At 71.0% G+C, this 22,929-nt stretch carries 17 protein-coding genes and 1 pseudogene; 10 read left to right on the top strand and 8 right to left on the bottom strand.

Going from position 1 to position 22,929, the window contains the following annotated elements:
• Positions 1-55: 55 nt before the first annotated feature.
• A pseudogene (locus K9S39_RS22255) lies at positions 56-241 on the top strand (DUF885 family protein); the annotation flags it as partial.
• A 44-nt stretch (positions 242-285) separates the two neighbouring features.
• Here the strand turns inward: K9S39_RS22255 and K9S39_RS22250 are convergent.
• From K9S39_RS22250 to K9S39_RS22240, 3 genes are all read right to left on the bottom strand, one after another.
• The gene (locus tag K9S39_RS22250) at positions 286-1,182 is read right to left on the bottom strand and encodes a hypothetical protein (RefSeq protein ID WP_248865111.1); all 897 of its coding nucleotides are present in this window, start codon (positions 1,180-1,182) and stop codon (positions 286-288) included.
• Positions 1,183-1,399: 217 nt separating this feature from the next.
• Complete coding sequence (locus tag K9S39_RS22245) at positions 1,400-2,557, bottom strand: metallophosphoesterase (protein WP_406707992.1); 1,158 nt, start codon at positions 2,555-2,557, stop codon at positions 1,400-1,402.
• A gap of 243 nt (positions 2,558-2,800) precedes the next feature.
• Positions 2,801-3,901, bottom strand: a complete 1,101-nt coding sequence (locus K9S39_RS22240; RefSeq protein WP_248865109.1) for a LacI family DNA-binding transcriptional regulator — start codon at positions 3,899-3,901, stop codon at positions 2,801-2,803.
• 420 nt (positions 3,902-4,321) lie between these two features.
• Between K9S39_RS22240 and hisC the strand changes: the two genes are divergently transcribed.
• Positions 4,322-5,398 carry a histidinol-phosphate transaminase gene (hisC, locus tag K9S39_RS22235; protein ID WP_248865108.1) on the top strand — a complete coding sequence of 359 codons (1,077 nt, stop codon included), beginning with the start codon at positions 4,322-4,324 and terminating at the stop codon, positions 5,396-5,398.
• 42 nt (positions 5,399-5,440) lie between these two features.
• Here the strand turns inward: hisC and K9S39_RS22230 are convergent, their stop codons facing one another.
• Positions 5,441-5,809 carry a cyclophilin-like fold protein gene (locus K9S39_RS22230; protein WP_248865107.1) on the bottom strand — a complete coding sequence of 123 codons (369 nt, stop codon included), beginning with the start codon at positions 5,807-5,809 and terminating at the stop codon, positions 5,441-5,443.
• Positions 5,810-6,041: 232 nt separating this feature from the next.
• On the opposite strand from K9S39_RS22230, the gene K9S39_RS22225 reads away from it, so the two are divergent.
• From K9S39_RS22225 to K9S39_RS22205, 5 genes are all read left to right on the top strand, one after another.
• Positions 6,042-7,550: a cytochrome ubiquinol oxidase subunit I gene (locus K9S39_RS22225; RefSeq protein WP_248865106.1), complete on the top strand. Its 1,509-nt coding sequence runs from the start codon at positions 6,042-6,044 to the stop codon at positions 7,548-7,550.
• Between the two features lie 9 nt (positions 7,551-7,559).
• Complete coding sequence (cydB, locus tag K9S39_RS22220; RefSeq protein ID WP_248865105.1) at positions 7,560-8,561, top strand: cytochrome d ubiquinol oxidase subunit II; 1,002 nt, start codon at positions 7,560-7,562, stop codon at positions 8,559-8,561.
• Between the two features lie 41 nt (positions 8,562-8,602).
• Positions 8,603-12,274, top strand: a complete 3,672-nt coding sequence (cydD, locus tag K9S39_RS22215) for a thiol reductant ABC exporter subunit CydD (protein WP_248865104.1) — start codon at positions 8,603-8,605, stop codon at positions 12,272-12,274.
• Positions 12,275-12,407: 133 nt separating this feature from the next.
• On the top strand, positions 12,408-14,087 hold the full coding sequence (locus K9S39_RS22210; RefSeq protein WP_248868905.1) for a GAF domain-containing sensor histidine kinase: 1,680 nt from the start codon (positions 12,408-12,410) through the stop codon (positions 14,085-14,087).
• Between the two features lie 531 nt (positions 14,088-14,618).
• Complete coding sequence (locus K9S39_RS22205) at positions 14,619-15,533, top strand: M23 family metallopeptidase (protein WP_248865103.1); 915 nt, start codon at positions 14,619-14,621, stop codon at positions 15,531-15,533.
• A 316-nt stretch (positions 15,534-15,849) separates the two neighbouring features.
• Here the strand turns inward: K9S39_RS22205 and K9S39_RS22200 are convergent, their stop codons facing one another.
• Positions 15,850-16,893 carry an HAD hydrolase family protein gene (locus tag K9S39_RS22200; protein ID WP_248865102.1) on the bottom strand — a complete coding sequence of 348 codons (1,044 nt, stop codon included), beginning with the start codon at positions 16,891-16,893 and terminating at the stop codon, positions 15,850-15,852.
• 374 nt (positions 16,894-17,267) lie between these two features.
• Here K9S39_RS22200 and K9S39_RS22195 point away from each other — a divergent pair, with 374 nt between their 5' ends.
• Positions 17,268-17,516, top strand: a complete 249-nt coding sequence (locus tag K9S39_RS22195) for an LLM class flavin-dependent oxidoreductase (protein ID WP_248865101.1) — start codon at positions 17,268-17,270, stop codon at positions 17,514-17,516.
• 69 nt (positions 17,517-17,585) lie between these two features.
• Here the strand turns inward: K9S39_RS22195 and K9S39_RS22190 are convergent, their stop codons facing one another.
• From K9S39_RS22190 to K9S39_RS22180, 3 genes are all read right to left on the bottom strand, one after another.
• Positions 17,586-17,987 (bottom strand): DNA-binding protein, encoded by a 402-nt coding sequence (locus K9S39_RS22190; RefSeq protein ID WP_248865100.1) that lies wholly within the window; start codon positions 17,985-17,987, stop codon positions 17,586-17,588.
• The gene (locus K9S39_RS22185; protein ID WP_248865099.1) at positions 17,984-18,232 is read right to left on the bottom strand and encodes a hypothetical protein; all 249 of its coding nucleotides are present in this window, start codon (positions 18,230-18,232) and stop codon (positions 17,984-17,986) included. Before K9S39_RS22185 ends, K9S39_RS22190 begins: the two co-directional genes overlap by 4 nt.
• Positions 18,233-18,302: 70 nt before the next feature.
• Positions 18,303-18,614 carry a calcium-binding protein gene (locus K9S39_RS22180; protein WP_248865098.1) on the bottom strand — a complete coding sequence of 104 codons (312 nt, stop codon included), beginning with the start codon at positions 18,612-18,614 and terminating at the stop codon, positions 18,303-18,305.
• A gap of 167 nt (positions 18,615-18,781) precedes the next feature.
• On the opposite strand from K9S39_RS22180, the gene K9S39_RS22175 reads away from it, so the two are divergent.
• A complete protein-coding gene (locus K9S39_RS22175) occupies positions 18,782-21,655 on the top strand; it encodes a DEAD/DEAH box helicase (protein ID WP_406707991.1) in 2,874 nt (957 codons plus the stop codon).
• Positions 21,652-22,893: an SWIM zinc finger family protein gene (locus K9S39_RS42150; RefSeq protein ID WP_283112631.1), complete on the top strand. Its 1,242-nt coding sequence runs from the start codon at positions 21,652-21,654 to the stop codon at positions 22,891-22,893. The genes K9S39_RS22175 and K9S39_RS42150 overlap by 4 nt, the downstream gene beginning before the upstream one ends.
• Positions 22,894-22,929: the final 36 nt, after the last annotated feature.

Here is a 22,929-nt window from a genome sequence, read left to right as displayed (position 1 = left end):
CGCCGCGGGTGAGCGCTGCACCGCGCACGCCCCGGCTCCGTGCCCGCCAGGGTGCCGCTACCTCGGCTGGCCCGGCCAGGCCATCGGCTACAAACTCGGCGAACGCGCCTGGCTACAGGGCCGCGCGGCGGCCCGGCGCCGGTACGGTGCCGCGTTCGACCTCAAGACCTGGCATATGAAGGCACTCGCCCAAGGGTCCTTCGGCCTTGACGACCTGGCCGACGACCTGGCCGGCCTGTAGTCCGGTCCGCCACCCCGGCACCCCCGCGGAAGCGCTCAACCCCGCTACTCCGCCCCGTGATCCGGCCCACCGTAATCCGGGCTGGTGAAGTCCGGGCTGGAGTAGCGCGGCCGGGCGGCCGAGGGGCCGGTGTCGGGGCTGGTGAACTCGGGGCGGGTGTAGCCGAGGGTGGGGATGCGGTTTTCGGGGGCTGGAGCGGGGGCGCCTCGTCGAGGGACATAGCGGACCGGATCGTCGTCCGCCGGGGACGCGTCGTCGGCGAGGGCCTCGCGGAGGAACGGGAGCAGACCGCGCTCCAGCAGGGCGTTCCGCCAGGCGTCGTGGGCGCGGTCGAGGGCCTCGGCCAGTTCGTCCGCTCTGGCGGACCGGGCGGACGAGCCGTTGCGCAGCGCGGTGATGACCAGGCCGGCCATGGCCACGAGGGCACCCGCGGCCATCAGGACGGCGAACAGCCAGCCGACGCTGATCAGCGGCCGGGCGACGGTCTGTTCGGGGCTGATGGCGCGCAGGACGTAGCCGATGAGGAGGAAGAGGACGGCGGCGATGCCGGCCAGGACCGGGGCCAGGACGGTGATCATGGCGGCCAGTCCGGCACCGGTCGCCTCCGTCACCTCCCCCACGGCCGTGGCCGGTCCCGGGCTATCGCCGGATGCCGGGTCCTGCTCCGCGCCGCCCGCGCCGGCGCCGTACGACGCGGACGCCGGCGCACGCAGTTCGGTACGGAGCCGCACATAGCGTTCGTATTCGGCCGTCGCGCACGCGGCGATCGCGGTGGTGGCGCTGAGGGCCATGGTGCGCAGTTGCTCGGTGCTCAGGTGCTTCCCCGCGCCGGAACCGAGTCCGTCCGGACGGTGTGCGGCGGTTCGCAGTGCCTCATCAAGGATCCGCGTGAATTCCTCACGGTCCTCGTTCAGCAGGTGCGGAGCGCTGTTCATGTGCATCCCCCGATGCTCCGTAGGGCCGTACGGCCGGCAGTGGCCGGGCGGTGGGCGGAAACGGAGGAGAGCCTGCTACGGATAGCCTGATGGTAGAGCGCCTCCGGTCGGGGGTGACAGGGAGTTTACGGAATTTGAGTCCTGCCGTGACCGGAAACCGTCCCGGCCGACGGCCCACCGCCCGCCCGCCCGCCGGTCTGGCGTACCCCTGCCCTCGGAATGCTCAGCCACTCAGCGGAAGTTGAACGACCAGCAGCTTTCCGGCCATGGTGATCCCGCCGTCCATCGCGATGGCGAGACCGTCGGCGTAGACATGCGGACCGTCGACGGCGATACCGTCGCCCTCGCCGTCCTCCGTGCCGACCTCGCCCAGCAGATACGGGATCGGGCTGTGGCCGTGCACGATGCGCTCTCCGCCGTAAGCGGCCAGGAGTCCGCGCACGGCCTGCGAGCCGGACTCGTCACGGAAGGCGAAGCGTTTGGTGAACTTGCGGAAAAGATCCCAGACTTCATCGGCGTCGCTGCGGGTGAGGACGTCGTGGACGGTGTCGTTGACGGCCTCGATGGAGTTGCCGTAGTCGAGGTAGGCGGTGGTGTCGGAGTGCAGGAGCAGATGCCCGTCCTCCTCCATCACGGCGTCAAGGCGGGCCATCCACTGCAGGTGGTGGTCCTCCAGGCGGTCCATATCGGACTTCTGGCCGCCGTTGAGCAGCCACGCCGCCTGGAACGAGGCGGTGCCGGCGCCGGACTGGACGGGGGTGTCGCCGAACCGCTTGGCGCCCAGCAGCAGCAGTTCGTGGTTGCCCATCAGGGCCTTGCAGTAGCCGCCGGCCGCCGCGGCCTGTGCGGAGAGCTGCATGACGAGATCGATGACGCCGATGCCGTCGGGGCCGCGGTCGGTGAAGTCGCCGAGGAACCACAGCCGGGTGTTGCCGGCCGCCCAGTTGCCGTCGGCGTCGATCAGCCCTTCGGCCGCGAGTGCTTCGCGCAGCTCGTCGTAATAGCCGTGCACATCGCCGACGACGTACAACGGGCCCATGCCTTCGGGCGCGTCGGAGTCGGTCTCGGGCGCCGGCGCGAAGTCGGCGGCCGGACGGTCGATGAGGGTGTCCGTATGGCCCGCGCCGATGACCGGGAGGTCGCGTGCGGTCGGCGTGTACTCCTCGGGCAGTTCGACCGGCGGGGCGGGCGGCGGCACCACAGGGGGCGCGGCGGGCGGCGCGGCCGGGGGGCCCGCGGGCAGGTGGACCGGTGGGCCGGCGGGCGGCATCGGGGGCGGACCGGCGGGCGTGCCCGCGTGCGGTCCGGACGGAGGAGGAGACGCCGGAGTTGGTCCCGCCATGGTCCACACCATGGATCCCTGACTGGCCCCCTGAGTCATCGACCCCTCCACCGTCGCGCCGCCGTGCACCTCTCGGACCTTTGCCTGGTCGACGGCGGTCCGCGGTGTCGTGCGCCCATCATAGGAATGCCGCTCGCGGGTTGTGACGCACCCGGGGGTGGTCAATCACACGGAGCCCGGCGTTCGCGGCTGATTTCTCCCGGGATCACCCTGTATTTTCCCGGCGTCAGGGGACCGCCAGGCCGCAGTTGGTGCGGCCGGTCCCGTGCCCGTGGGGCACGTTCAGTCGCCCGCGGGTCTCCGCGGCGGGCTGATCGTCGTCCGTGGGGAACGTCGCTGGGACGAGGTCCGGACGATCAGATCGGTCGGTATCACCTGTTCGATGGGCCGGCCGTTGTCGAGTCCCTCGATGGCGTCGATGAGGATCTGCACGACGGCGGTGCCGATGCGGCGCGGTTTGAGGGACAGGGTGGTGATGGGCGGCTCGGTGGTGGCGTAGCCGGTCGACTCGCTGCAGCAGACCAGCAGCAGATCCTCGGGAACGCGCAGGCCGTAGCGCCGGGCGGCGGCGAGCAGATCGGTGCCGTTGGGGTCGAAGAGTCCGTAGACGGCGTCCGGCCGGTCGGGCCGGGCCAGCAGCCGGTCGGCGGCGATGGCGCCCGCGCACGGGTCGTGTGCCGGGTAGGACTCGTACACCGGATCCTGGCCGACCCGGTCGCACCACCGCAGATAGGCGGTGGTCGACAGCCGGGTGTAGGTGTCGGTGGTGGTGCCGGTGAGCAGCCCGATACGGCGGGCGCCGGCGTCGGCGAGGTGGTCGAGCAGACCGAGGACGGCCGCTTCGTGGTCGTTGTCGACCCAGCCGGTGACCGGGAGGGTGCCGCCCGGCCGGCCGTCGGAGACGACGGGGATGCCGTGCCGGACCAGTTCGGTCACCACGGGATCGCCGTCGGCGGGGTCGATGACGACGGTGCCGTCCAGCGCGACGTTGGACCACACGTCGTGGCGGGAGGTCGCGGGCAGGATGACCAGCGCATACCCGCGGGCCAGTGCCGCGGAGGTGGCGGCTCTGGCCATCTCGGCGAAGTACGCGAATTCGGTGAAGGTGAAAGGTTCATCCCCGTACGTGGTCACGGTCAGACCGATGAGTCCTGACTTGCCGGTACGGAGCGTGCGGGCGGCTGCGGACGGGCGGTAGCCCAGCCGGTCGGCCACCTCGCGGACATGGCTACGGGTGGCGTCCGGAAGCCGGCCCTTGCCGTTGAGCGCGTCGGAGACAGTCGTGATCGATACACCGGCTGCGGCGGCCACGTCCCGGATGCCCGCCCGCCCCAGCCGGCGACCCGTCGACCGGCTCACCTGGTGCTTCCCTGCTGCTGTCATGGCGAGCCGATAGTAGGGCTCGGCGGGGCCATTCGCGGGGGCCCTTCGGGACCTGTCAAAAGGCACGTTTCTGCATGGTGATCTGCCATCAGTTCCCGTGGAATTGAAGGAAGTTATGGTTCGATCTGATCGTTCGGTGGGAGGCCGATTGCCTTCGCCTGGCGATGCGGCCAGGTCTCGAAGAGGTCTCAAGTCACCTTCACGAGGGATGCGCGCCACGGCGCCCGCCACCGGCGCGTGCCATGACGAAGGGCGCTCCCCCGGTAGTCCGCGCGGGGTTCGGGGAGCGGTCGGGGTCCGTGTGCGCCGTGGCCCGGTGCGTCGGGGACCGGTTGCCGGGCAGGGGCTGACGCCGGACGGGGCAATCCTCATAAGGTGTGCAGTATTCGAGTCGAGCGGGACGGTCGAGGAGGACCTGCGGTGAGCGAGAAGACCCCGAAGCTGCGTGCTGCGCTGGATGGTATCCCCACCTATAAGCCGGGCCGGCCCGCGGCCGACGGCCCCGCCACGTACAAGCTGTCCTCCAACGAGAACCCCTACCCGCCGCTGCCGGGCGTCCTGGACAGCGTGGTGACCGCTGCCGGATCCTTCAACCGCTACCCCGACATGGCCTGTACGGGCCTGATGGCGGAGCTGTCCGAGCACTTCTCGGTGCCGCTGGCGCACCTGGCGACGGGCACCGGATCGGTGGGGGTGGCCCAGCAGCTGATCCAGTCGACGGCCGGGCCCGGAGATGAAGTGATCTACGCCTGGCGGTCGTTCGAGGCGTACCCGATCATCACCCAGATCTCCGGGGCCGCCTCCGTCAGGGTGCCGCTGACCTCCGGCGAGGTGCACGACCTGGACGCGATGCTCGCCGCGGTCACCGACCGGACGCGGCTGATCTTTGTCTGCAACCCCAACAACCCCACCGGCACCGTCGTACGCCGTGCCGAGCTGGAGGCTTTCCTGGACCGGGTGCCGAGGGATGTGCTCGTCGTGCTCGATGAGGCGTATCGCGAGTTCATCCGTGATGCCGACGTCCCCGACGGGATCGAGATCTACCGCGACCGCCCCAATGTGTGCGTGCTGCGGACCTTCTCCAAGGCGTACGGCCTGGCGGGGCTGCGGGTCGGCTTCGCGGTGGCGCGCGAGCCGGTGGCCGCGGCGCTGCGCAAGACGGCGGTGCCGTTCGGGGTGAGTCAGCTGGCGCAGGAGGCGGCGGTGGCGTCGCTGCGCAGCGAGGCGGCGCTGCTGGAGCGGGTCGACGCGCTGGTCGCCGAGCGGGCCCGGGTGTATGAGGCGCTGGTCGGCCAGGGGTGGACGGTCCCCGAGTCGCAGGCCAACTTTGTGTGGCTGCGGCTGGGGGACCGTACGTCGGACTTCGCGGCGGCGTGCGAACGGGCCGGGGTGGTGGTGCGGCCGTTCCCCGGCGAGGGGGTGCGGGTGACGATCGGGGAGCGTGCGGCGATGGATCTGTTCCTGGAGGCCGCGGAGGCGTTCCGTAAGGCGCTCTGAGGCGGCGTTCTTCCTGCGGCCGCGGGTCGTTGACCTGCGGCCTCAGGCTTTTTCGACGCGGATCGGGTCGCCGCTGCGGACGGTGGCGAGCAGGCGCGGGTCGCCGTCGACGCGGCCCAGCACATTGCAGGGGGAGACGAGCCGCGACTCGTCCTCCCGGGAGATCGGGGTGGGGCCGTAGGGGAGCGCGAGCGCGTTGCCCTCGGTCCAGAAGGCGACCGTGCCGGGGTCGACGACCTGACGGGCGTCGGCCTCCAGCGCGGGCGTCAGCCCGGTGTCGAAGTAGATCTCCTCGCCCCAGGTGTGGGCGGTGCTGCCGAGCGGGAGCGCGGCGGTGAGCGCCGCGGCGGTCGGGGTGTCGTCGAGGGTGGCGGTCAGCTGCCCTGCGGGCCATGAGAGCCGTATCTTCATGGCGCCGAATTCAACAATATGTTGAAGCCGTGGGGAAGGGGGCGCGCGCCACGGAACCGGCGTGACCGCGATCACGTACCCCCGCAGAAATGATCGAAGAGGCATGGGAGATAATTGCTTGTGAATGTGAACGCGTTCACAAGCGCCGTTCCGTTTGTGCCGCGCATACCGCTCTGTGGGGTGCGAACGGGACACCTGCCGTAGTCCAACGGCGACGTAAGGAGAGCACGACGTGGAACTGGCGTTGGCGCCAGAGACTCTGGCGCGATGGCAATTCGGCATCACGACCGTCTACCACTACCTGTTCGTCCCCCTGACGATCTCCCTCGCCGCCCTGGTGGCCGGACTTGAGACCGCATGGGTGCGCACGGGCAAGCAGAAGTACCTCAAGGCCACCAAGTTCTGGGGCAAGCTGTTTCTGATCAACATCGCGATGGGTGTCGTCACCGGCATCGTCCAGGAGTTCCAGTTCGGCATGAACTGGTCCGACTACTCGCGATTCGTCGGTGACGTCTTCGGTGCCCCGCTCGCCTTCGAGGCGCTCATCGCGTTCTTCTTCGAGTCCACCTTCATCGGCCTGTGGATCTTCGGTTGGGACAAGCTGCCCAAGAAGCTCCACTGCTTCTGCATGTGGATGGTCTCGATCGGCACGATCCTGTCCGCCTACTTCATCCTCGCGGCCAACTCCTGGATGCAGCACCCGGTCGGCTACCGGTACAACGCCGCCAACGGCCGCGCCGAACTCACGGACTTCTGGCAGGTACTCACCCAGGACACCACCCTGGTCGTCGTCTTCCACACGCTGACCGCCGCCTTCCTGACCGGCGCCGCGTTCATGGTCGGCATATCCGCGTACCACCTGATACGCAAGAAGCACGTCACGGTCATGCGGACCTCGCTCCGGCTCGGGCTGGTCACCCTGGTCATCGCCGGCATCCTGACCGCGGTCAGCGGTGACGCGCTCGGCAAGGTGATGTTCAAGCAGCAGCCGATGAAGATGGCCGCCGCCGAGGCGCTGTGGGAGACGGAACAGCCGGCGCCGTTCTCGGTCTTCGCGTACGGCGATGTCGACAAGGGCCACAACAAGGTCGCCATCGAGATACCCGGACTGCTCTCCTTCCTCGCCCACAACGACTTCAGCTCGCCGGTCCCCGGGATCAACGACGTCAACAAGGCCGAGCAGGAGCAGTTCGGGCCTGGTGACTACCGGCCCAACATTCCCGTCGCCTACTGGGGATTCCGCTGGATGATCGGCTTCGGTATGACGTCGTTCGCCGTCGGCCTGGCCGGGCTCTGGCTCACCCGCCGGAAATTCTGGCTCGCGCCGGAACTGCGGACGGGGGACGAGGAACCACCCCGTCTCGCGCTCACCAAGAACAAGCAACTCGGTGCCCGCCTGACCAAGTGGTACTGGTCGCTGGCCTTCGTCACCCTCGGATTCCCGCTCATCGCGAACTCCTGGGGCTGGATATTCACCGAGATGGGCCGCCAGCCCTGGGTCGTCTACGGCGTGCTGCGCACCTCCGACGCGGTGTCGCCGGGTGTCTCGCAGGGCGAGGTGCTCACCTCGATGATCGTCTTCACCACCCTCTACGCACTGCTCGCCGTGGTCGAGGTCAGGCTGCTGGTGAAGTACGTCAAGGCCGGGCCCCCGGAGCTCTCCGAGTCCGACCTCAACCCGCCCACCAAGATCGGCGGCGACCCCAAGGACGCCGACCGGCCGATGGCCTTCTCGTACTAGGAGGCGACCGTGCAACTCCACGACATCTGGTTCGTCCTTATCGCCGTCCTCTGGGTCGGGTACTTCTTCCTCGAAGGCTTCGACTTCGGCATCGGCGTGCTCACCAAGCTCCTCGCCCGGGACCGGCGCGAGAAGCGCGTACTGATCAACACCATCGGCCCGGTCTGGGACGGCAACGAGGTCTGGCTGCTCAGCGCGGGCGGAGCGACCTTCGCCGCCTTCCCCGAGTGGTACGCCACCCTCTTCTCCGGTTTCTATCTGCCCCTGCTGCTCATCCTCGTCTGCCTCATCGTGCGCGGGGTCGCCTTCGAATACCGCGCCAAGCGGAGCGAGGAGAGCTGGCAACGGAACTGGGAAACGGCGATCTTCTGGACCTCGCTGATCCCCGCGGTGCTGTGGGGCGTCGCATTCGGCAACATCGTGCGCGGCGTGAAGATCGACGCGCACAAGGAGTACGTCGGCGGCCTCCTCGACCTGCTGAACCCGTACGCGATCCTCGGCGGCCTGGTCACCCTGACGCTGTTCACCTTCCACGGCGCGGTGTTCGCCTCGCTCAAGACGCTGGGTGACATCCGGGAACGGGCGCGCCGGACGGCGACCGTCCTCGGGCTGATCACGGCCGTGCTCACGCTCGGCTTCCTGGGCTGGACCCAGGCCGACAAGGGGGACGGCAGCAGCCTGGTCGCCATGATCGTCGCGGTGGTCGCGCTGCTCGCGGCGCTCGGGGCCAATCAGCTCGGGCGCGAGGGGTGGGCGTTCGCGTTCTCCGGGATCACCGTCGCCGCCGCGGTCGCGATGCTGTTCCTGACGCTGTTCCCGAACGTCATGCCGTCCTCGCTGAACGAGAACTGGAACCTCACGGTCACCAATGCCTCCTCCAGCCCGTACACCCTGAAGATCATGACCTGGTGTGCCGGTATCGCCACCCCGATCGTGCTGCTCTACCAGGGGTGGACGTACTGGGTGTTCCGCAAGCGGATCGGCACCCAGCACATCGCCGATGCGCACTGACCGAGGCCGCTCCGTCGCACTCGCCAGGAGGAATGTTTCACGTGAAACCGGTCGACCCGCGCCTGCTCCGGTACGCCCGCGCCACCCGCGTCTTCCTCGCCGCGGTGGTGGTGCTCGGGCTGGCCGGAGCGGGGCTGGTCATCGGTCAGGCGATGCTGATCGCCGAGGTCGTGGTCGGCGCCTTCCAGCACCAACGCGGCCTGGGCGACCTGAGCACACCGGTGCTGCTGCTCGCACTGGTCTCCGTCGGCCGCGGTCTGATCTCCTGGCTCACGGAACTGGCCGCACACCGGGCGAGTGCGGCGGTCAAGTCCGAACTCCGTACCAGGCTGTTGGATCGGGCCACCGCACTGGGACCCTCCTGGCTCGGTACGCAGCGCACCGGTGAGCTCGCCACCCTCGCCACCCGCGGTATCGACGCCCTGGACGACTACTTCGCACGCTATCTGCCGCAACTGGGCCTGGCGGTCGTCGTACCCGTCGCCGTCCTGGCCCGGATCGTCACCGGTGACTGGATCTCGGCCGCGACGATCGTCGTCACACTGCCGCTCATCCCCCTGTTCATGGTCCTGATCGGCTGGGCCACCCAGTCCCGGATGGACCGTCAGTGGAAGCTGCTGGCGCGTCTGTCCGGGCATTTCCTGGATGTGGTCGCCGGGCTGCCCACATTGAAGGTCTTCGGCCGGGCCAAGGCCCAGGCCGCGTCCATCCGTGCCATCACCGGCGAGTACCGCCGGGCGACACTGCGCACCCTGCGGATCGCCTTCCTCTCCTCCTTCGCACTCGAACTTCTCGCCACGATCTCCGTCGCGCTGGTCGCGGTCGGCATCGGCATGCGCCTGGTGCACGGCGAACTCGACCTCTACACCGGCCTGATGGTGCTGGTCCTGGCGCCCGAGGCGTATCTGCCGCTGCGGCAGGTGGGCGCCCAGTACCACGCCGCCGCCGAGGGGCTCTCGGCCGCTGAGGAGATCTTCGCGGTGCTGGAGACGCCGTTGCGGACGCCGGGCACGGCACCCGCGCCGGCGGGCACCGCGCTGGCCGTCGAAGGGCTGGCGGTGCGCCACCCCGGACGTGCCGCCGACTCCCTTCCCACGACGTCTTTCGAGGTCGGGCCCGGTGAGACGGTCGCCTTGACCGGCCCGTCCGGCGCCGGCAAGTCCACGCTGCTGAGCGTGCTGCTCGGCTTCACCGAACCGTCCGAGGGGCGTGTCGTCGTCGACGGCCAGGACCTCGCATCCCTCTCCCCCGAGAGCTGGCGGCAGCGGATCGCCTGGGTACCGCAGCATCCCTGCCTCTTCGCCGGCACCATCGCCGAGAACGTACGACTGGCGCGACCGGACGCGGATGACGCCGCCGTGCGCAGGGCCCTGGAGGACGCCGGGACCCGGGACTTCGTCGACGCGCTCCCCGACGGCATGGCGACCCGCCTCGGCGAAGCGGGCGCCGGACTCTCCGCCGGCCAGCGCCAGCGCATCGCGCTCGCCCGCGCGTTCCTCGCCGACCGCCCGGTCCTGCTCCTGGACGAGCCGACCGCGAATCTGGACGGGGAGACCGAGGAGGCGATCGTGGCGGCCGTACGGCGGCTCGCGGTGGGCCGTACGGTTCTGCTGGTCGTCCACCGGCCGGCGCTGCTGGCGGTGGCGGACCGGGTGGTGCGGCTGCCGGAGCCGCTGGTGGTTTCACGTGAAACCGTCACAGGGCCGTCCTCGCCGGTTTCACGTGAAACCACCGCGGGACCGTCCGCGCCGTTCGTGCCGGGTCAGGGGCATGCCGGGAACGTCGCGGCTGATGAGGGCCCCCGCGCAGCCTCCAGCGATGTACGTCCGGCGTCCGGTGAGGGCGAGACCGTCGTTCCCACCCCTGCTTCGGCCCTCACCCGGCTGCGCCGCACGGCCCGTGCCCGCCGTGCCCGCTTCGCGCTGGCACTGCTGCTCGGGAGCCTCGCGCTGGGCAGCGCGGTGGGCCTGATGGCGACCTCCGGCTGGCTGATCTCGCGGGCGGCACAGCAGCCACCGGTGCTGTATCTGATGGTGGCGGTCACCGCGACCAGGGCGTTCGGCATCGGGCGCGCCGTCTTCCGGTACGCCGAGCGGCTGGTCGCGCACGATGCGGTGTTCCGGATGCTCGCCGACATACGCGTCGCCGTCTTCCGGCGGCTGGAGCGGCTCGCACCGGCCGGGCTGAAGGAACGCAGCCGCGGCGATCTGCTGTCGCGGCTGGTGGCGGATGTCGATGCGGTGCAGGACTACTTCCTGCGCTGGCTGCTGCCCGTCGGGGCCGCGGTGCTCGTCGGCGCGGGCGCCGTCGGTTTCACCGGATGGCTGCTGCCGGAGGCCGGCGCGATCCTCGCGGCCGGGCTGCTACTGGCGGGAGTGGGGGTGCCGATGCTCTCGGGCGCGCTGGCCCGGCGGGCGGAGCGGCAGCTGGCCCCGGCCCGCGGGGTGCTCTCCACCCGGATCGTCGATCTGCTCACCGGTACGGCCGAGTTGACGGTCGCCGGTGCCCTCACGGCCCGTACCGACGCCGCACGGCGCGCGGACCGTGAGCTGACCCGGATCGCGTCCCGCTCGGCCGCCGCGGCCGGGGCCGGCGCCGGACTCTCGGCACTGCTGTGCGGGCTGACCGTCGCCGCGGCGGCGGTGGCCGGCGTGCAGGCGGTGCACGACGGACGGCTGGACGGCGTGACGCTGGCCGTCGTCGTCCTCACACCGCTCGCCGCGTTCGAGGCCGTCACGGGCCTGCCGCTCGCCGTGCAGTACCGCCAGCGCACCCGGCGCGCCGCCGAGCGGGTCTTCGACGTGCTGGACTCCCCGGCGCCGGTAGCCGAACCGGCCGCGCCGACCACCCCGCCGGCCGCGCCGTTCCCGCTGGTCGTAAGGGACCTGACGGCACGCCACGCCGGACAGTCCGAGCCGGCGCTGGACGGCGTCGGCCTCACTCTGACGGCGGGCCGGCGGCTCGCCGTCGTCGGCCCGTCCGGTTCCGGCAAGACCACGCTCGGCCAGGTACTGCTGCGCTTCCTGGACCAGGAGGCGGGGACGTACACGCTGGACGGGACGGACGCCCGGGCGCTGGACGGTGACGCGGTCCGGCGACTGGTGGGGCTGTGCGCGCAGGACGCGCACATCTTCGACAGCTCGCTGCGGGAGAATCTCAGACTCGCGCGTCGGGACCGCCGGGACGCGGCGGACGGCGACGCCCCGGCCCCGGCGGGAACCGACGATCACGATCTGTGGGACGCGCTCGGGCGGGCGCGGCTGGCGGACTGGGTGCGTGGGCTCCCCGACGGGCTGGACACCATGGTCGGGGAGCACGGCGCGCGGCTGTCCGGCGGCCAGCGGCAGCGGCTGGCCCTGGCACGGGCGCTGCTCGCGGACTTCCCGGTGCTCGTCCTGGACGAGCCCGCCGAACACCTCGATCTGGCCACCGCCGACGCGCTGACCACCGATCTGCTGGCCGCGACCGAGGGCCGTACGACGGTCCTGATCACCCACCGGCTCACCGGTCTCGACGCGGTCGACGAGGTCCTGGTCCTGGACCGTGGCCGGACCGTACAGCACGGCGGATACGCGGAGCTGGCGGCGGCCGACGGCCCGTTCCGGCGGATGCTGGAGCGCGAGCGCGCGGTGGACGCGGCGTACGGCGGTCCGGACGTACACCCCGGCCTGCCGGTGCAGGCCCCCGACCGCGTTCCGGCCCTCCCCGCTTAACCGGACTTTCTTCGGAAATGGGCCGTATTAGGCTCATGGCATGGCAGCCACGGCAGGACCCTCGTACCCCATGGACGCGGAAAGCTCCGGCGCGGGCGCCGGCCATGAGGGCGACGGCACCCGCCGCGACCCCATGGCCGCCGCCACCGAAGCCACTCGCAGCCTCCAGGGCCTCTCCGCCGAGCTGACCGCACGGGTACCGCAGCTGCTGGAGGCGATGCGCACGGTCGGCGCCGGGCTGGATCTGCACATCACCCTGGACCGGATCGTGCAGACGGCCGCCGAACTCGCCGACGCCCGCTATGCCGCGATAGGGATCATCGACGACGCCCGCGAGGGGCTGGCGGACTTCGTGACGTACGGCGTCACCGGGCAGGACCACGAACGGATCGGTGCGCTCCCCGACGGTCACAAGGGCCTGCTCGGCGCGCTCATCGCGGACCCGAAGGCGCTGCGGCTCGCCGACCTCTCCCAGGATCCGCGCTCGGCCGGATTCCCCCCGGGCCACCCGCCGATGCGGACGTTCCTCGGGGTGCCGATCCAAGTCCAGGGCCAGATCTTCGGCAATCTCTACCTGACGGAGAAACGCAGCGGCGGGGAGTTCAGCGAGGAGGACCTGCAGATGGTGCGGGTGCTCGCCACCGAGGCCGGAATCGCGATCGGCAACGCCCGTCTGTACGCGGCCACCCGGCAGCGGGAACGCTGGATCGACGGCTCGGTCGCGGTGACCACCGAACTCCTCGCGGGCAGCGACGTCGACGAAGCGCTCGCGGTCGTCGCCGAGCAGGCACGGAAGCTGGCGGAGTCGGCGGCCGGCATCGTGCTGCGGCCCGATGACGAAGGCGGCCTGGAGATCGTCGCGGTCTCGGCGGACGACCCCACCGGGATCATGGGCACCCGCATCCCGCCCGACAGCCCGGTGGCGGAGCAACTCCTCGCCGGGGAGCCGGTGTTCGTCGACGATTCCGCCACCGACCCGCGCATGGTCACGGCCATCGCGCCGCGCTTCGGCCCGAGCATGATGCTGCCGCTCAAGAGCGGCGGCCGAGTGCTGGGCACGCTCGCCACGCCACGCGTCCGCGGCGCGCGCCCGTTCACCGGCGCCGAGCGGACACTGGCCACCCAGTTCGCGGCACAGGCCGCGCTGGCCCTGGTACTGGCCGACGCCCAGCGCGACCGGGAGCGGCTCGCGGTGCTGGAGGACCGCGACCGGATCGCCCGTGACCTGCACGATCTCGTCATCCAGCGGCTGTTCGCCACCGGAATGATGCTGGAGAGCGCGCAGCGCAGGGCCGTCGTACCGGAGGTGAATCAGGGCGTCGGCAAGGCCGTCGACGAACTGGACATCACCATCCAGGAGATCCGGACCGCGATCTTCGCGCTCCAACAGGGGCCGTCCGAGGTGCCGTCCGGGCTGCGGACCCGGGTGCTGCGGGAGATCGGTACGGCCGCCGTACCGCTCGGCTTCCAGCCCTCGGCGAACTTCATCGGCCCGGTCGACTCCCGCGTCGGCGAGCTGACCGGCAAGAACCTGATCGCCGCGCTGCGGGAGGCGCTGTCGAACGCCTTCCGGCACGCCCGGGCATCCCGGATCGAGGTCGTCGTCGACTCGACCATCACCTTGCCGGACGGAACCGAGGGCGTACGGCTGACCGTCGCGGACGACGGCACCGGCATCCCCGAGGGCGGCCGCCGCAGCGGCCTGAAGAACCTCGCGAAGCGGGCGGAGTCCCTCGGCGGTTCGAGCACCTACGGCCCCGGACTGGGCGAGGACGGCACCGGGACGGTGGTGACCTGGGAGGCGCCGTTGTAAGGCGGTCCAGGGGCACCCGGGCCGGCCTCAGGGCGGGAGCCGAGCTGGGCCGTTCGGGGCGTTGAATGGCCGAAGAGGCTTGAGTTCCGGCGATTTCGACCCCTCCGGGGCGATTATCAGCCCATGTGTCCATGTCCATCTGTGTGCCGACGGAGACGGGGGTGGCGAAGGGGGTGGGCGAGGCAGACAGGTGCGCATGGGGTGGGCATGCCCTCTGTGGTTTCCGGGGTGTGTGTGATTGGCCTGATTGTTTCGCTTGCGCTGGGGACGGGGGCGCCATTCGCTATCGGGTCGCCATTCGCGGGGGTGGGTTCGTCGCTCGCCGGGAGGGTGGGACAGTCCGCCGCTGGCCGGCTCGTCTCTGAGCGGCTCGTCTCTGGTCGGCCTGCTGTGTACGATGCCGCGCTCCGGCGGGCCGCGGGCTCCCAGAACCGGCAGGTTGAGGCTCCGCTCCGTGGCCCGCGCAGTGCCGCTCAACAACTCGCCGATGTGAGCTTGGCGGTGATCAGGCTGGGTGAGGCGGCGCACCGCATGAGCCGGTCGTACGCCCAGGAGCGCCGCGAGGCGCGGGCGCAGCGCATCGAGCGCGACCGGCTGCGTACGGCCCTGCACCGCGAGCGCCGCATGGCCGCCGCGCTGCGCCGTGCGGCAGGTTCCATCGCCAGCGCGCAGTACCGCACCGGCAGCATCGTGGCGTACACACTGCGCACGGCGGGGCCCGGCTCGGGAAAGTCGCTGGCCAGAGCGCATGAGGAGGCGGATCGGAGGGAGCGCGCGCTGGCCGCGCGGGCGCATTCGGCAGGCCAGGCGAGCCGCGCGCTGGCAGGCGCGAGCGCGACGGCGGCTGCCCGCGCGGCGGTACTCGCCGAACGCCGCGACCATCTCAAGACGGCACGGACACGGGTCAAGCGCGGGCTGAGAGCGGCCCGCGGCGAACTGCGGAAACTGGCGGCCACGGCGGCCCGGAGCGGTTCCTGCGGTGGGCTGCCCCGCGCGGCGTCCAGGGCGGCCGTGGAGGCCGCCCCGGCACCCGTCCCGCGCGGGAAATGGACCCGCCCGGTGGAGCACTATCGACTCACCGCACCCTTCGGGGGCGCGGGCGGCCACTGGGCCGACGGTCACACGGGCCAGGACTTCGCGGTGCCGGTCGGCACGCCCGTACGCTCCATCGGCTCGGGCCGCATCGTCAGCCTGACCTGCGGCGACGGCTTCGGGATCAGCATGGTCGTACGGCATCGGCGCGGTTGGTACTCGCAGTACGCGCATCTGTCCGCGGCGCTGGCGGTCCCCGGAGAGCGGGTGGGCGCCGGCGAACGGATCGCGCTCTCGGGCGACACCGGCAACTCCACCGGTCCGCATCTCCACTTCGAGGTGCGGCGAAAGCCCTCACGGGGGTCGAGCGTCGACCCCGTGGCATGGCTGCGGAAACGGGGCGTGAGGGTGTGAACAGGGGCGTGCGGTTGTGACGGGGCACGTGGACGACGTCTCCCGTCACAGAATGTAACGAAGTGAGGAACGAATCACGCTCCGTGAGCGTTGCCGGAAGAGGAAGGAGGCAAGGCGGCGAGGCAAGGCTAAGGAGGCAGGGCGCGGCCAAGGAGGCAAGGCGGCTAGAGACAAGGCGAGGAGGCTAGGCGGCAGGGACAAGGAGGCGCAGGCTGGGCAAGGCAAGGACAAGGAGGCGCAAGGCCCGCAAGATTGCGGAGCATCCCGCGATGTCCCGCGCGGCACACCGCTCACGTTCCTGAAAGGTGGGGTAGCGCTAACGCCGCTGAAGGATCTCCTCGATAACTGCCGCGACGCCGTCGTCGTTGTTGGATGCGCTGTGGCGTGTGGTCGCGGCAAGCACCTCCGGGTGGGCGTTGGCCATGGCGTACGAGGTGCCGGCCCAGCTGAGCATTTCTATGTCGTTGGGCATGTCCCCGAAGGCCACGACCTCCTCCGGTGCGATACCGCGCTCCGCGCAGCAGCGGGCGAGGGTGCCCGCCTTGCTGACGCCGAGCCCGCTGATCTCCAGGAGGGCGGTGGGACTGGACCGGGTGAAGGACGCGAGGCCGCCCGCGGCGCTACGGGCCAGGGCGAGGAAGGCGTCCGGGTCCAGGTCGGGGTGGTGCGCGAGCAGCTTGAGCACAGGTCCGTCGACGTCAGTGGGGACGTTGGTGGGGCCGACGCGACTGCCAGGACTGATGGAAGAACCGATCGGACCGACAGGGCTGCCGGGACTGATGGGACTGCTGCCGGGACTGATGGGGCTGATGGTGCTGACGGGATCTGCGGCGGTGTCGGCCCTCGCACCCGCGGCCGCGTCCGGACCGGCCGCCACCGGCGGCGCGAAGTCTTCGGCGAGCAGCTTCTCCGCCGGGGCGACGATCGCCGTCGGGTCGGCTTGGAAGGGCGGGTATTCGGGCTCGTAGTGGAAGCCGCCGGTCCGCTCGACCGCGAACGAGGTGCCGGGCGCGGCGCTGCGCAGCATGTCCACGACGGTGAGCGCGACCGCGCTCTCCAGGGGGCTGACCTCGACGATGCGCCCGCCGCGGTGCAGGTCTACGACGGCCGCACCGTTCGCGCAGATGGCCAGGCCGTGGCCGTGCACATGGTCGCTGACCACGTCCATCCAGCGGGCCGGGCGCCCGGTGACGAAGAACACCACGATGCCGGCCTCCTCCGCGGCGGCGAGTGCGGCGATCGTCCGGTCGGAGACCGTTTTGTCGTCGTGCAGCAGGGTGCCGTCGAGATCGGTGGCGATCAGCCGGGGCGCAACGTCCGGCTCGGGTGCCTGGGGTGGAGTGGCGGGGGCATCAGTCACAGGGCCATCTTCGCGCACCGCAGTGCACAGACGTGCGCTGGGTTGCGCGTATGAGTCGGGGCGGGTGCGCTCCATTGCGGGAGGCTTAGTCCGATATATAAGTTTTATTCGATATATACGTTCTATCTGGGTTGGCTTAGGTGGTGGGTTGGCTTAAGTGGCATCCGGACGGTGCCGGGACGGGTGGGATCTGAACGGTGCCGGGACGGGGTCCGGATGGAATAGGGGCCGGCGGGACCTGAACGTGGCCTGGTGGGGCCGGGCCTGGACGTGCCTGGCTGGGCGGGACCTGGACGTGCCAGGGCTCCGGGAGGGCCTGGATGGTGTGGGGCTGGGCCCGGAGGGGATGCCATGAGCCCCGTACGCTCGGGGGCATGCGACTGAGTACCTTGATCCTTCCCGTCCGTCGTTGGTCCGAAGGCGGACGGGAGGTCTGGCAGCGTGCCGAGGAGCTGGGGTTCCACGCCGCGTACACCTACGACCACCTCTCCTGGCGGACCTTTCGCGACACGACCTGGTTCGGCGCCGTCCCCACGCTGACCGCGGCCGCGGCCGCGACCTCCCGTCTTCGCCTGGGCACCCTCGTCACCTCAGTCAAGCCTTTTTCGCCTATCGCGGCCTGACCTGCGGCGCTTCTGGTTCTCGGCGGTTGCGCGCATGGGTCTGCGCTCGCCAGCGGGACGGTGTTGCGGTCAAAGCCCGACGACCCGGACCTTGTTGCCGCACAGTCGGGTCATGTCATCGACGTCAGACGTGAGGATCGCTACCGGGCCGGGCTGGCGCAGGGCCGCTTCCGCGACTGTGGCGTCGATCGCGTACTTGTGCCCGTGCAGACCGGTGGCTTTGAGCAGTTGTGCAGCCGCCTTGGCCGCTGCCTCCGTGACCGGCTCCACCTTGACCCGGGAGAGCGCCCATCGCAGCCGGGGCATGTTCACCCGGGCGTGGCTCACCTCCACGATGGTGTTGGCACTGACGACGAGGTCTGCGCCCATGTCGTGGAACACCTGGAACATCGCCAGAATCTTCCGGTCCCGGGCAACCCAGGCCGACAGCCCCTCACGGTCCAGGACCACGGTCTCGATGTGCCCGCTCACGCGGCACTTGTGTCGTGTGCGGCCTGCGTCGCGCCGAAGATCCGTGTTCGGGCCTCGTTCAGCTCCTCCTCGGTGAAGGCCCCGTGCTCGTCTGTGTGGCTGCGCAGGTCGGCCCCGAGAAGCTGGTGCCGGATCTGTCGGGCCACTGCCTCGGCCACATAGCCGGAGACGTTGTCCGTGAGTTTCCTCAGCTCCGCTACCTGCTCCGTGGGGAGCGTCACCGTGATGCGCGTGGTGTCAGCCATGACAGCAAGCATACTGCGGTATGCGCCTTCGAGTGCAGGCTATTGCTGGGCGACTGCACGATGCGCCAGTTCAGCGGGCCCAGTAGCGGTATGCCTCGATCCAGTGCGAGCCCTCCGGGGCAGGGTCGGGCAGCGGCAGGTCCAGAACTCCGATGTTCTGCCGAACCGCTCCCCGAGCACAGCGGACGACCACGCGTCCGTCCTCGGTCAGATCAACGCCGATCACGTTCACCTCGACACCGAGCACAGTGGTGGTGAACGGTACGGCGAGGTTCTCCTCGATCATCGTGAAGAGGCCGGTGAGCTGCTCATCCTCGCCGTAGGCGTCCACGGTGGCCTCTGCGATCAACGCCTCCAGCGTGGCTGGGTCAAAGGTGCTCATGGCCTCACCGTAGCGCCGTGTCGCAGGGGCAGAAGCTCCTGAGCTCAAGGTCCGCTTCCGGTAGTGAAGGCCAGGCCCGAACTTGCCAGTGGGTGACAGCGCTTGATGAAGTTCGGTGGTGGGTGGGCCACGGAGGAAGCCCCCCGAAAACAATGAGGCGGTCGAGAGTGGCACAGGTCGTCGTACGGGTGCCGAGTACGGGCGCGCGGAGCGCACCGCCGCTGGCCGCGCCGGAGGCGGGTGCCTTCGCGAGGGAGCTGCTCGATGGCGGCTGGGCGGCGGTGTTCCTGCCCGGTGAGCCCGCCCGCCTGGGCCGGCTGCTGCTGTGGCAGCCCGCCGACGCGGCTGCCGGGATCGGCGTGGCACCCGCAGGCATCGAGACCGATGCGGTGGAGCTGGTGCTGCCGCACGGCCGCTCGGTCCGGCGGCGCAGGGTCGAGGGTTACGCCCTGCCCGTCGCCCTCGCGGTGTCCGCCCTGGCCGGGGCACCGCCACTGCACCCGTCGGCTGCCGCCTGGCAGGCCGCCGCCCGCTTCGCGCTGCGGCTGCTCGCCGACGGCCGCCTCCACCCGGCCCTCACCCCGGCCGGTTACGACACCTGGCAGGCCGGCCCGTTCACTGCCGCCCAGCGTCAGACGCTGGACGCCCTCGCCGCCGCCTTCCCGCCCCACGCCCACTGCCTGCCCGAGCCCGGCCCGGTACCGCTGCGGATCGCCGAACCGGCCGCGCTGGTACGCCAGTTCTGCGACGCGGTCGCCGACGACCTGGTCCGTACTCCGGCCGCGCCGCTCGCCATGGGAGCACTGCCGTACGCCTGGCACGAGACGCGTGCGGTGCCCGCGCTGCGTGAATGGGCCGAGGAGACCACCGCCGCGTTCACCGCCGAGGTCGGTGTCTCGCTGCGCGTCGACGTACCCGAGGGACGGCGTCGACAGTTCCGGGCTGCCCTGCAACTGCACACCGCGGCGGATCCTTCGCTCGTCGTGGAGGCTGCACGGCTGTGGAGCGAACCGGCCGAGATCGAGCGGCTGCTCGGGCCGCGCGCCGAGACCGAGACGCTGCTCGCACTGCGCCGCGGCGCCCGAGTCTGGTCCCCGCTCCAGAGGGTGCTGAAGGACGCCGCTCCCGACGAGCTCCGGCTGACCGACGACGAAGCCTTCGATCTGCTGGGGGACGCCACCGACGCGCTGCGCGCGGCCGGTATCGACGTGCACTGGCCGCGCGAGCTGGTCAAGGCACTCACCGCGACCGCGGAGATCGGGCAGCGCACCGCCCCCGGCTCCAGCGCGGGCGGCCTCCTCGACGCCGACGCCCTCCTCGACTTCCGCTGGCAGCTCTCGCTCGGCGGCGAGCCGCTCACCGAGACCGAGATGGACGCCCTCGCCGAGACCCGCCGCCCCCTCGTGAGGCTGCGCGACCAGTGGGTGGTCGCCGACCCGAAACTGGTGGCCCGCGCCAGGCGCCGCCGGATGGAACCGCTCACCCCCATGGAGGCGCTGGGCGCCGCGCTGACCGGCGAGGTGGAAAGAGACGGCGAGCCGGTCCCCTGCGCGGCGGTCGGCGCGCTCGGCGACCTCGTCGCCCGTATCCGCGATCCCGAATCCCGTACCCCTGCCCCGCAGCCAGCCGCGCTCAAGGCCACCTTGCGCGACTACCAGAAGCGGGGCCTTTCCTGGCTGGCCGAGATGTGTGAACTCGGCCTCGGCGGCTGCCTCGCCGACGACATGGGCCTGGGCAAGACCATCACCCTGCTCGCCCTGCACCTGCACCGCCAGACCACCCCCGCCACCGCGGGCCCCACCCTCGTCGTCTGCCCCGCCTCCCTGCTCGGCAACTGGCAGCGCGAGGCCGCCAGGTTCGCGCCCTCCACCCCCGTACGCCGCTACCACGGCGGCGACCGCCACCTCGAAGACCTGGCCGGCGACGAGATCGTCCTGGTCACCTACGGGGTGCTGCGCCGCGACCGCGAAGTCCTCGCCGAGACCGCCTGGTCGCTTCTCGCCGCCGATGAGGCCCAGCACGTCAAGAACCCCTACGCCGTCACCGCCCGCGAACTGCGCGCCCTGCCCGCACGCGCGCGCGTCTCCCTCACCGGCACCCCCGTGGAGAACAACCTCTCCGAACTGTGGGCGCTCCTGGACTGGACCACCCCCGGACTGCTCGGACCGCTCACCGCCTTCCGCGACCGGCACGCCCGCCCCATCGAGACGGGCGAGGACCCCGACGTCGCCGAACGCCTGTCCCGTCTCGTCCGCCCCTTCCTGCTGCGCCGCAAGAAGTCCGACCCGGGCATCGCGCCCGAACTGCCCGCCAAGACCGAGACCGACCGCGTCGTCTCGCTGACCGCCGAACAGACCAGCCTGTACGAGGCAGTGGTCCGCGAGACCATGGCAAAGATCGCGGAATCCGAGGGCATCGCCCGCCGCGGCCTGGTGCTCAAGCTGCTCACCGCGCTGAAGCAGATCTGCAACCACCCGGCCCAGTACCTGCGCCAGTCCACACCCCTGCGCGGCCGCTCCGGCAAGCTCGACCTGCTCGACGAACTGATCGACACCATCACCGCCGAGGGCGAGTCTGTGCTGGTCTTCACCCAGTACAAGCAGATGGCGGCCCTCCTGGAGAAACATCTCGCCGAGCGCGGCATCCCCACCCTCTTCCTGCACGGCGGCATCCCCGTCGCGCGCCGCGAGGAGATGGTGGAACGCTTCCAGCGCGGTGAAGTGCCGGTGTTCCTGCTGTCGTTGAAGGCGGCCGGCACCGGACTCAACCTCACCCGCGCCACCCATGTCGTGCACTACGACCGCTGGTGGAACCCGGCCGTCGAGGATCAGGCCACCGACCGCGCGTACCGCATCGGCCAGGACAAACCCGTTCAGGTCCACAAACTCATCGCGGAGGGCACCGTAGAGGACAAGGTGGCGAAACTCCTTGAATCCAAGCGCGTGCTCGCCGACGCGGTCGTCGGCTCCGGCGAGGCCGCCCTGACCGAACTGTCCGACGCCGACCTCGCCGAACTCGTCACCCTGGGGAGGCAGTCATGAGCCCTTCACTGCCCGGCCCGCGCCGCGCCCCCGCCCGCAGGAAGCGCGCCTTCGCCGCGACCTGGTGGGGCCAGGCGTGGGTGACGGCCCTGGAGGACTCCACCCTGGACGCCGGGCGCCTGTCGCGCGGACGCACCTACGCCCGCAAGGGCATGGTCGGCCCTGCCACCGTGACTCCGGGCCAGGTCAAGGCCGCTGTCCAGGGCAGCCGACCGCGCCCGTACCGCTCCTCTGTCCACCTGCCCGTCCTCACCGACACCCAGTGGGACACCCTCCTCGACACCATCGCGGCCCGAGCCGGGCATCTCGCCGCGCTCCTCGACGGCGAGATGCCCGCCGAACTCGTCGACGACGCCCGCCAGGCACGCGTCCCCCTGCTGCCACAGCCCGCCGAACTCGACCCGGACTGCTCCTGCCCCGACTGGGGATACCCCTGCAAGCACGCCGCCGCGCTCTGCTACGCCATCGCCGCCACCATCGACACCGACCCGTTCGTGCTCTTCGCACTACGGGGCCTCGGTCGCGAGGAGGTCTTCGCCCAGCTGCGCGCCCGCCGTACGGCAACCCAGACGACCTCCACCCCACCGGCCCCGACGGGTATCCCGGCCGCCGGTGCCTACGCCGCCTGGGCCGCCCTGGCCGACCACACCCCGCCGCTCCCCGAACTCTCCGAACCGGCCCCCCACACCGCCGCACTGCCCGTCGCCCCGCCCTCCGGCACCGGCCTGGTCTCCACCGACCTGGAGCACCTCATGACCGACGCCGCCGCACGCGCCGCGCGGATTCTCGCGGGCGACACCGCCAGCCTGCACCTGACCCAGCACCAGGACGCCGTACGGATCGCCGCGAGCAACCCCGGGCCCGAGTGGTTCCACCACCTGATCCAGAACACCGGCGCCAAAACGACCGCGTTCGCCCGCCTCACCCGCGCCTGGCGCCACGGCGGCCCCACCGGCGTCACCGTCGCCGAGCAGCCCCACACTCCCGAGCCGGCGGCGATGAGGGCAGCCCGTACCGCCCTGGCCGGGGCCCTCGCCGAGATGACCGCCGCCCCCGTCCCTCTCCGGGCCTGGCGCAACCGCCTCACCCTCACCGACCACGGCGTCCAACTACGCCTGGGCCCCGACGCCCGCTGGTACCCCTATCTCCAGGACGACGGCGACTGGTGGCCCGCGGCACCGGCCGACCCCGACCCCGTCACAGCACTCACCTCCGTCTGGCAGCAGATCGAGGAATGACACGTACGACAGACCCGTGAATCCGCCGCCTCCGTC

Source organism: Streptomyces halobius, assembly GCF_023277745.1.
GTDB lineage: Bacteria > Actinomycetota > Actinomycetes > Streptomycetales > Streptomycetaceae > Streptomyces > Streptomyces halobius.
The sequence above is the reverse complement of the archived record's forward strand: the minus strand, read 5'-3'. Positions and strand labels throughout refer to the sequence as shown.

Bases quoted from the DNA above. Each gene is read 5' to 3' on its own strand.
- K9S39_RS22250 (WP_248865111.1), bottom strand. From the start codon at position 1,182: ATGCACATGAACAGCGCTCCGCACCTGCTGAACGAGGACCGTGAGGAA.
- K9S39_RS22245 (WP_406707992.1), bottom strand. From the start codon at position 2,557: ATGACTCAGGGGGCCAGTCAGGGATCCATGGTGTGGACCATGGCGGGA.
- K9S39_RS22240 (WP_248865109.1), bottom strand. From the start codon at position 3,901: ATGACAGCAGCAGGGAAGCACCAGGTGAGCCGGTCGACGGGTCGCCGG.
- K9S39_RS22230 (WP_248865107.1), bottom strand. From the start codon at position 5,809: ATGAAGATACGGCTCTCATGGCCCGCAGGGCAGCTGACCGCCACCCTC.
- K9S39_RS22210 (WP_248868905.1), top strand. From the start codon at position 12,408: ATGGCCGCCGCCACCGAAGCCACTCGCAGCCTCCAGGGCCTCTCCGCC.
- K9S39_RS22205 (WP_248865103.1), top strand. From the start codon at position 14,619: ATGAGCCGGTCGTACGCCCAGGAGCGCCGCGAGGCGCGGGCGCAGCGC.
- K9S39_RS22195 (WP_248865101.1), top strand. From the start codon at position 17,268: ATGCGACTGAGTACCTTGATCCTTCCCGTCCGTCGTTGGTCCGAAGGC.
- K9S39_RS22185 (WP_248865099.1), bottom strand. From the start codon at position 18,232: ATGGCTGACACCACGCGCATCACGGTGACGCTCCCCACGGAGCAGGTA.
- K9S39_RS22180 (WP_248865098.1), bottom strand. From the start codon at position 18,614: ATGAGCACCTTTGACCCAGCCACGCTGGAGGCGTTGATCGCAGAGGCC.
- K9S39_RS42150 (WP_283112631.1), top strand. From the start codon at position 21,652: ATGAGCCCTTCACTGCCCGGCCCGCGCCGCGCCCCCGCCCGCAGGAAG.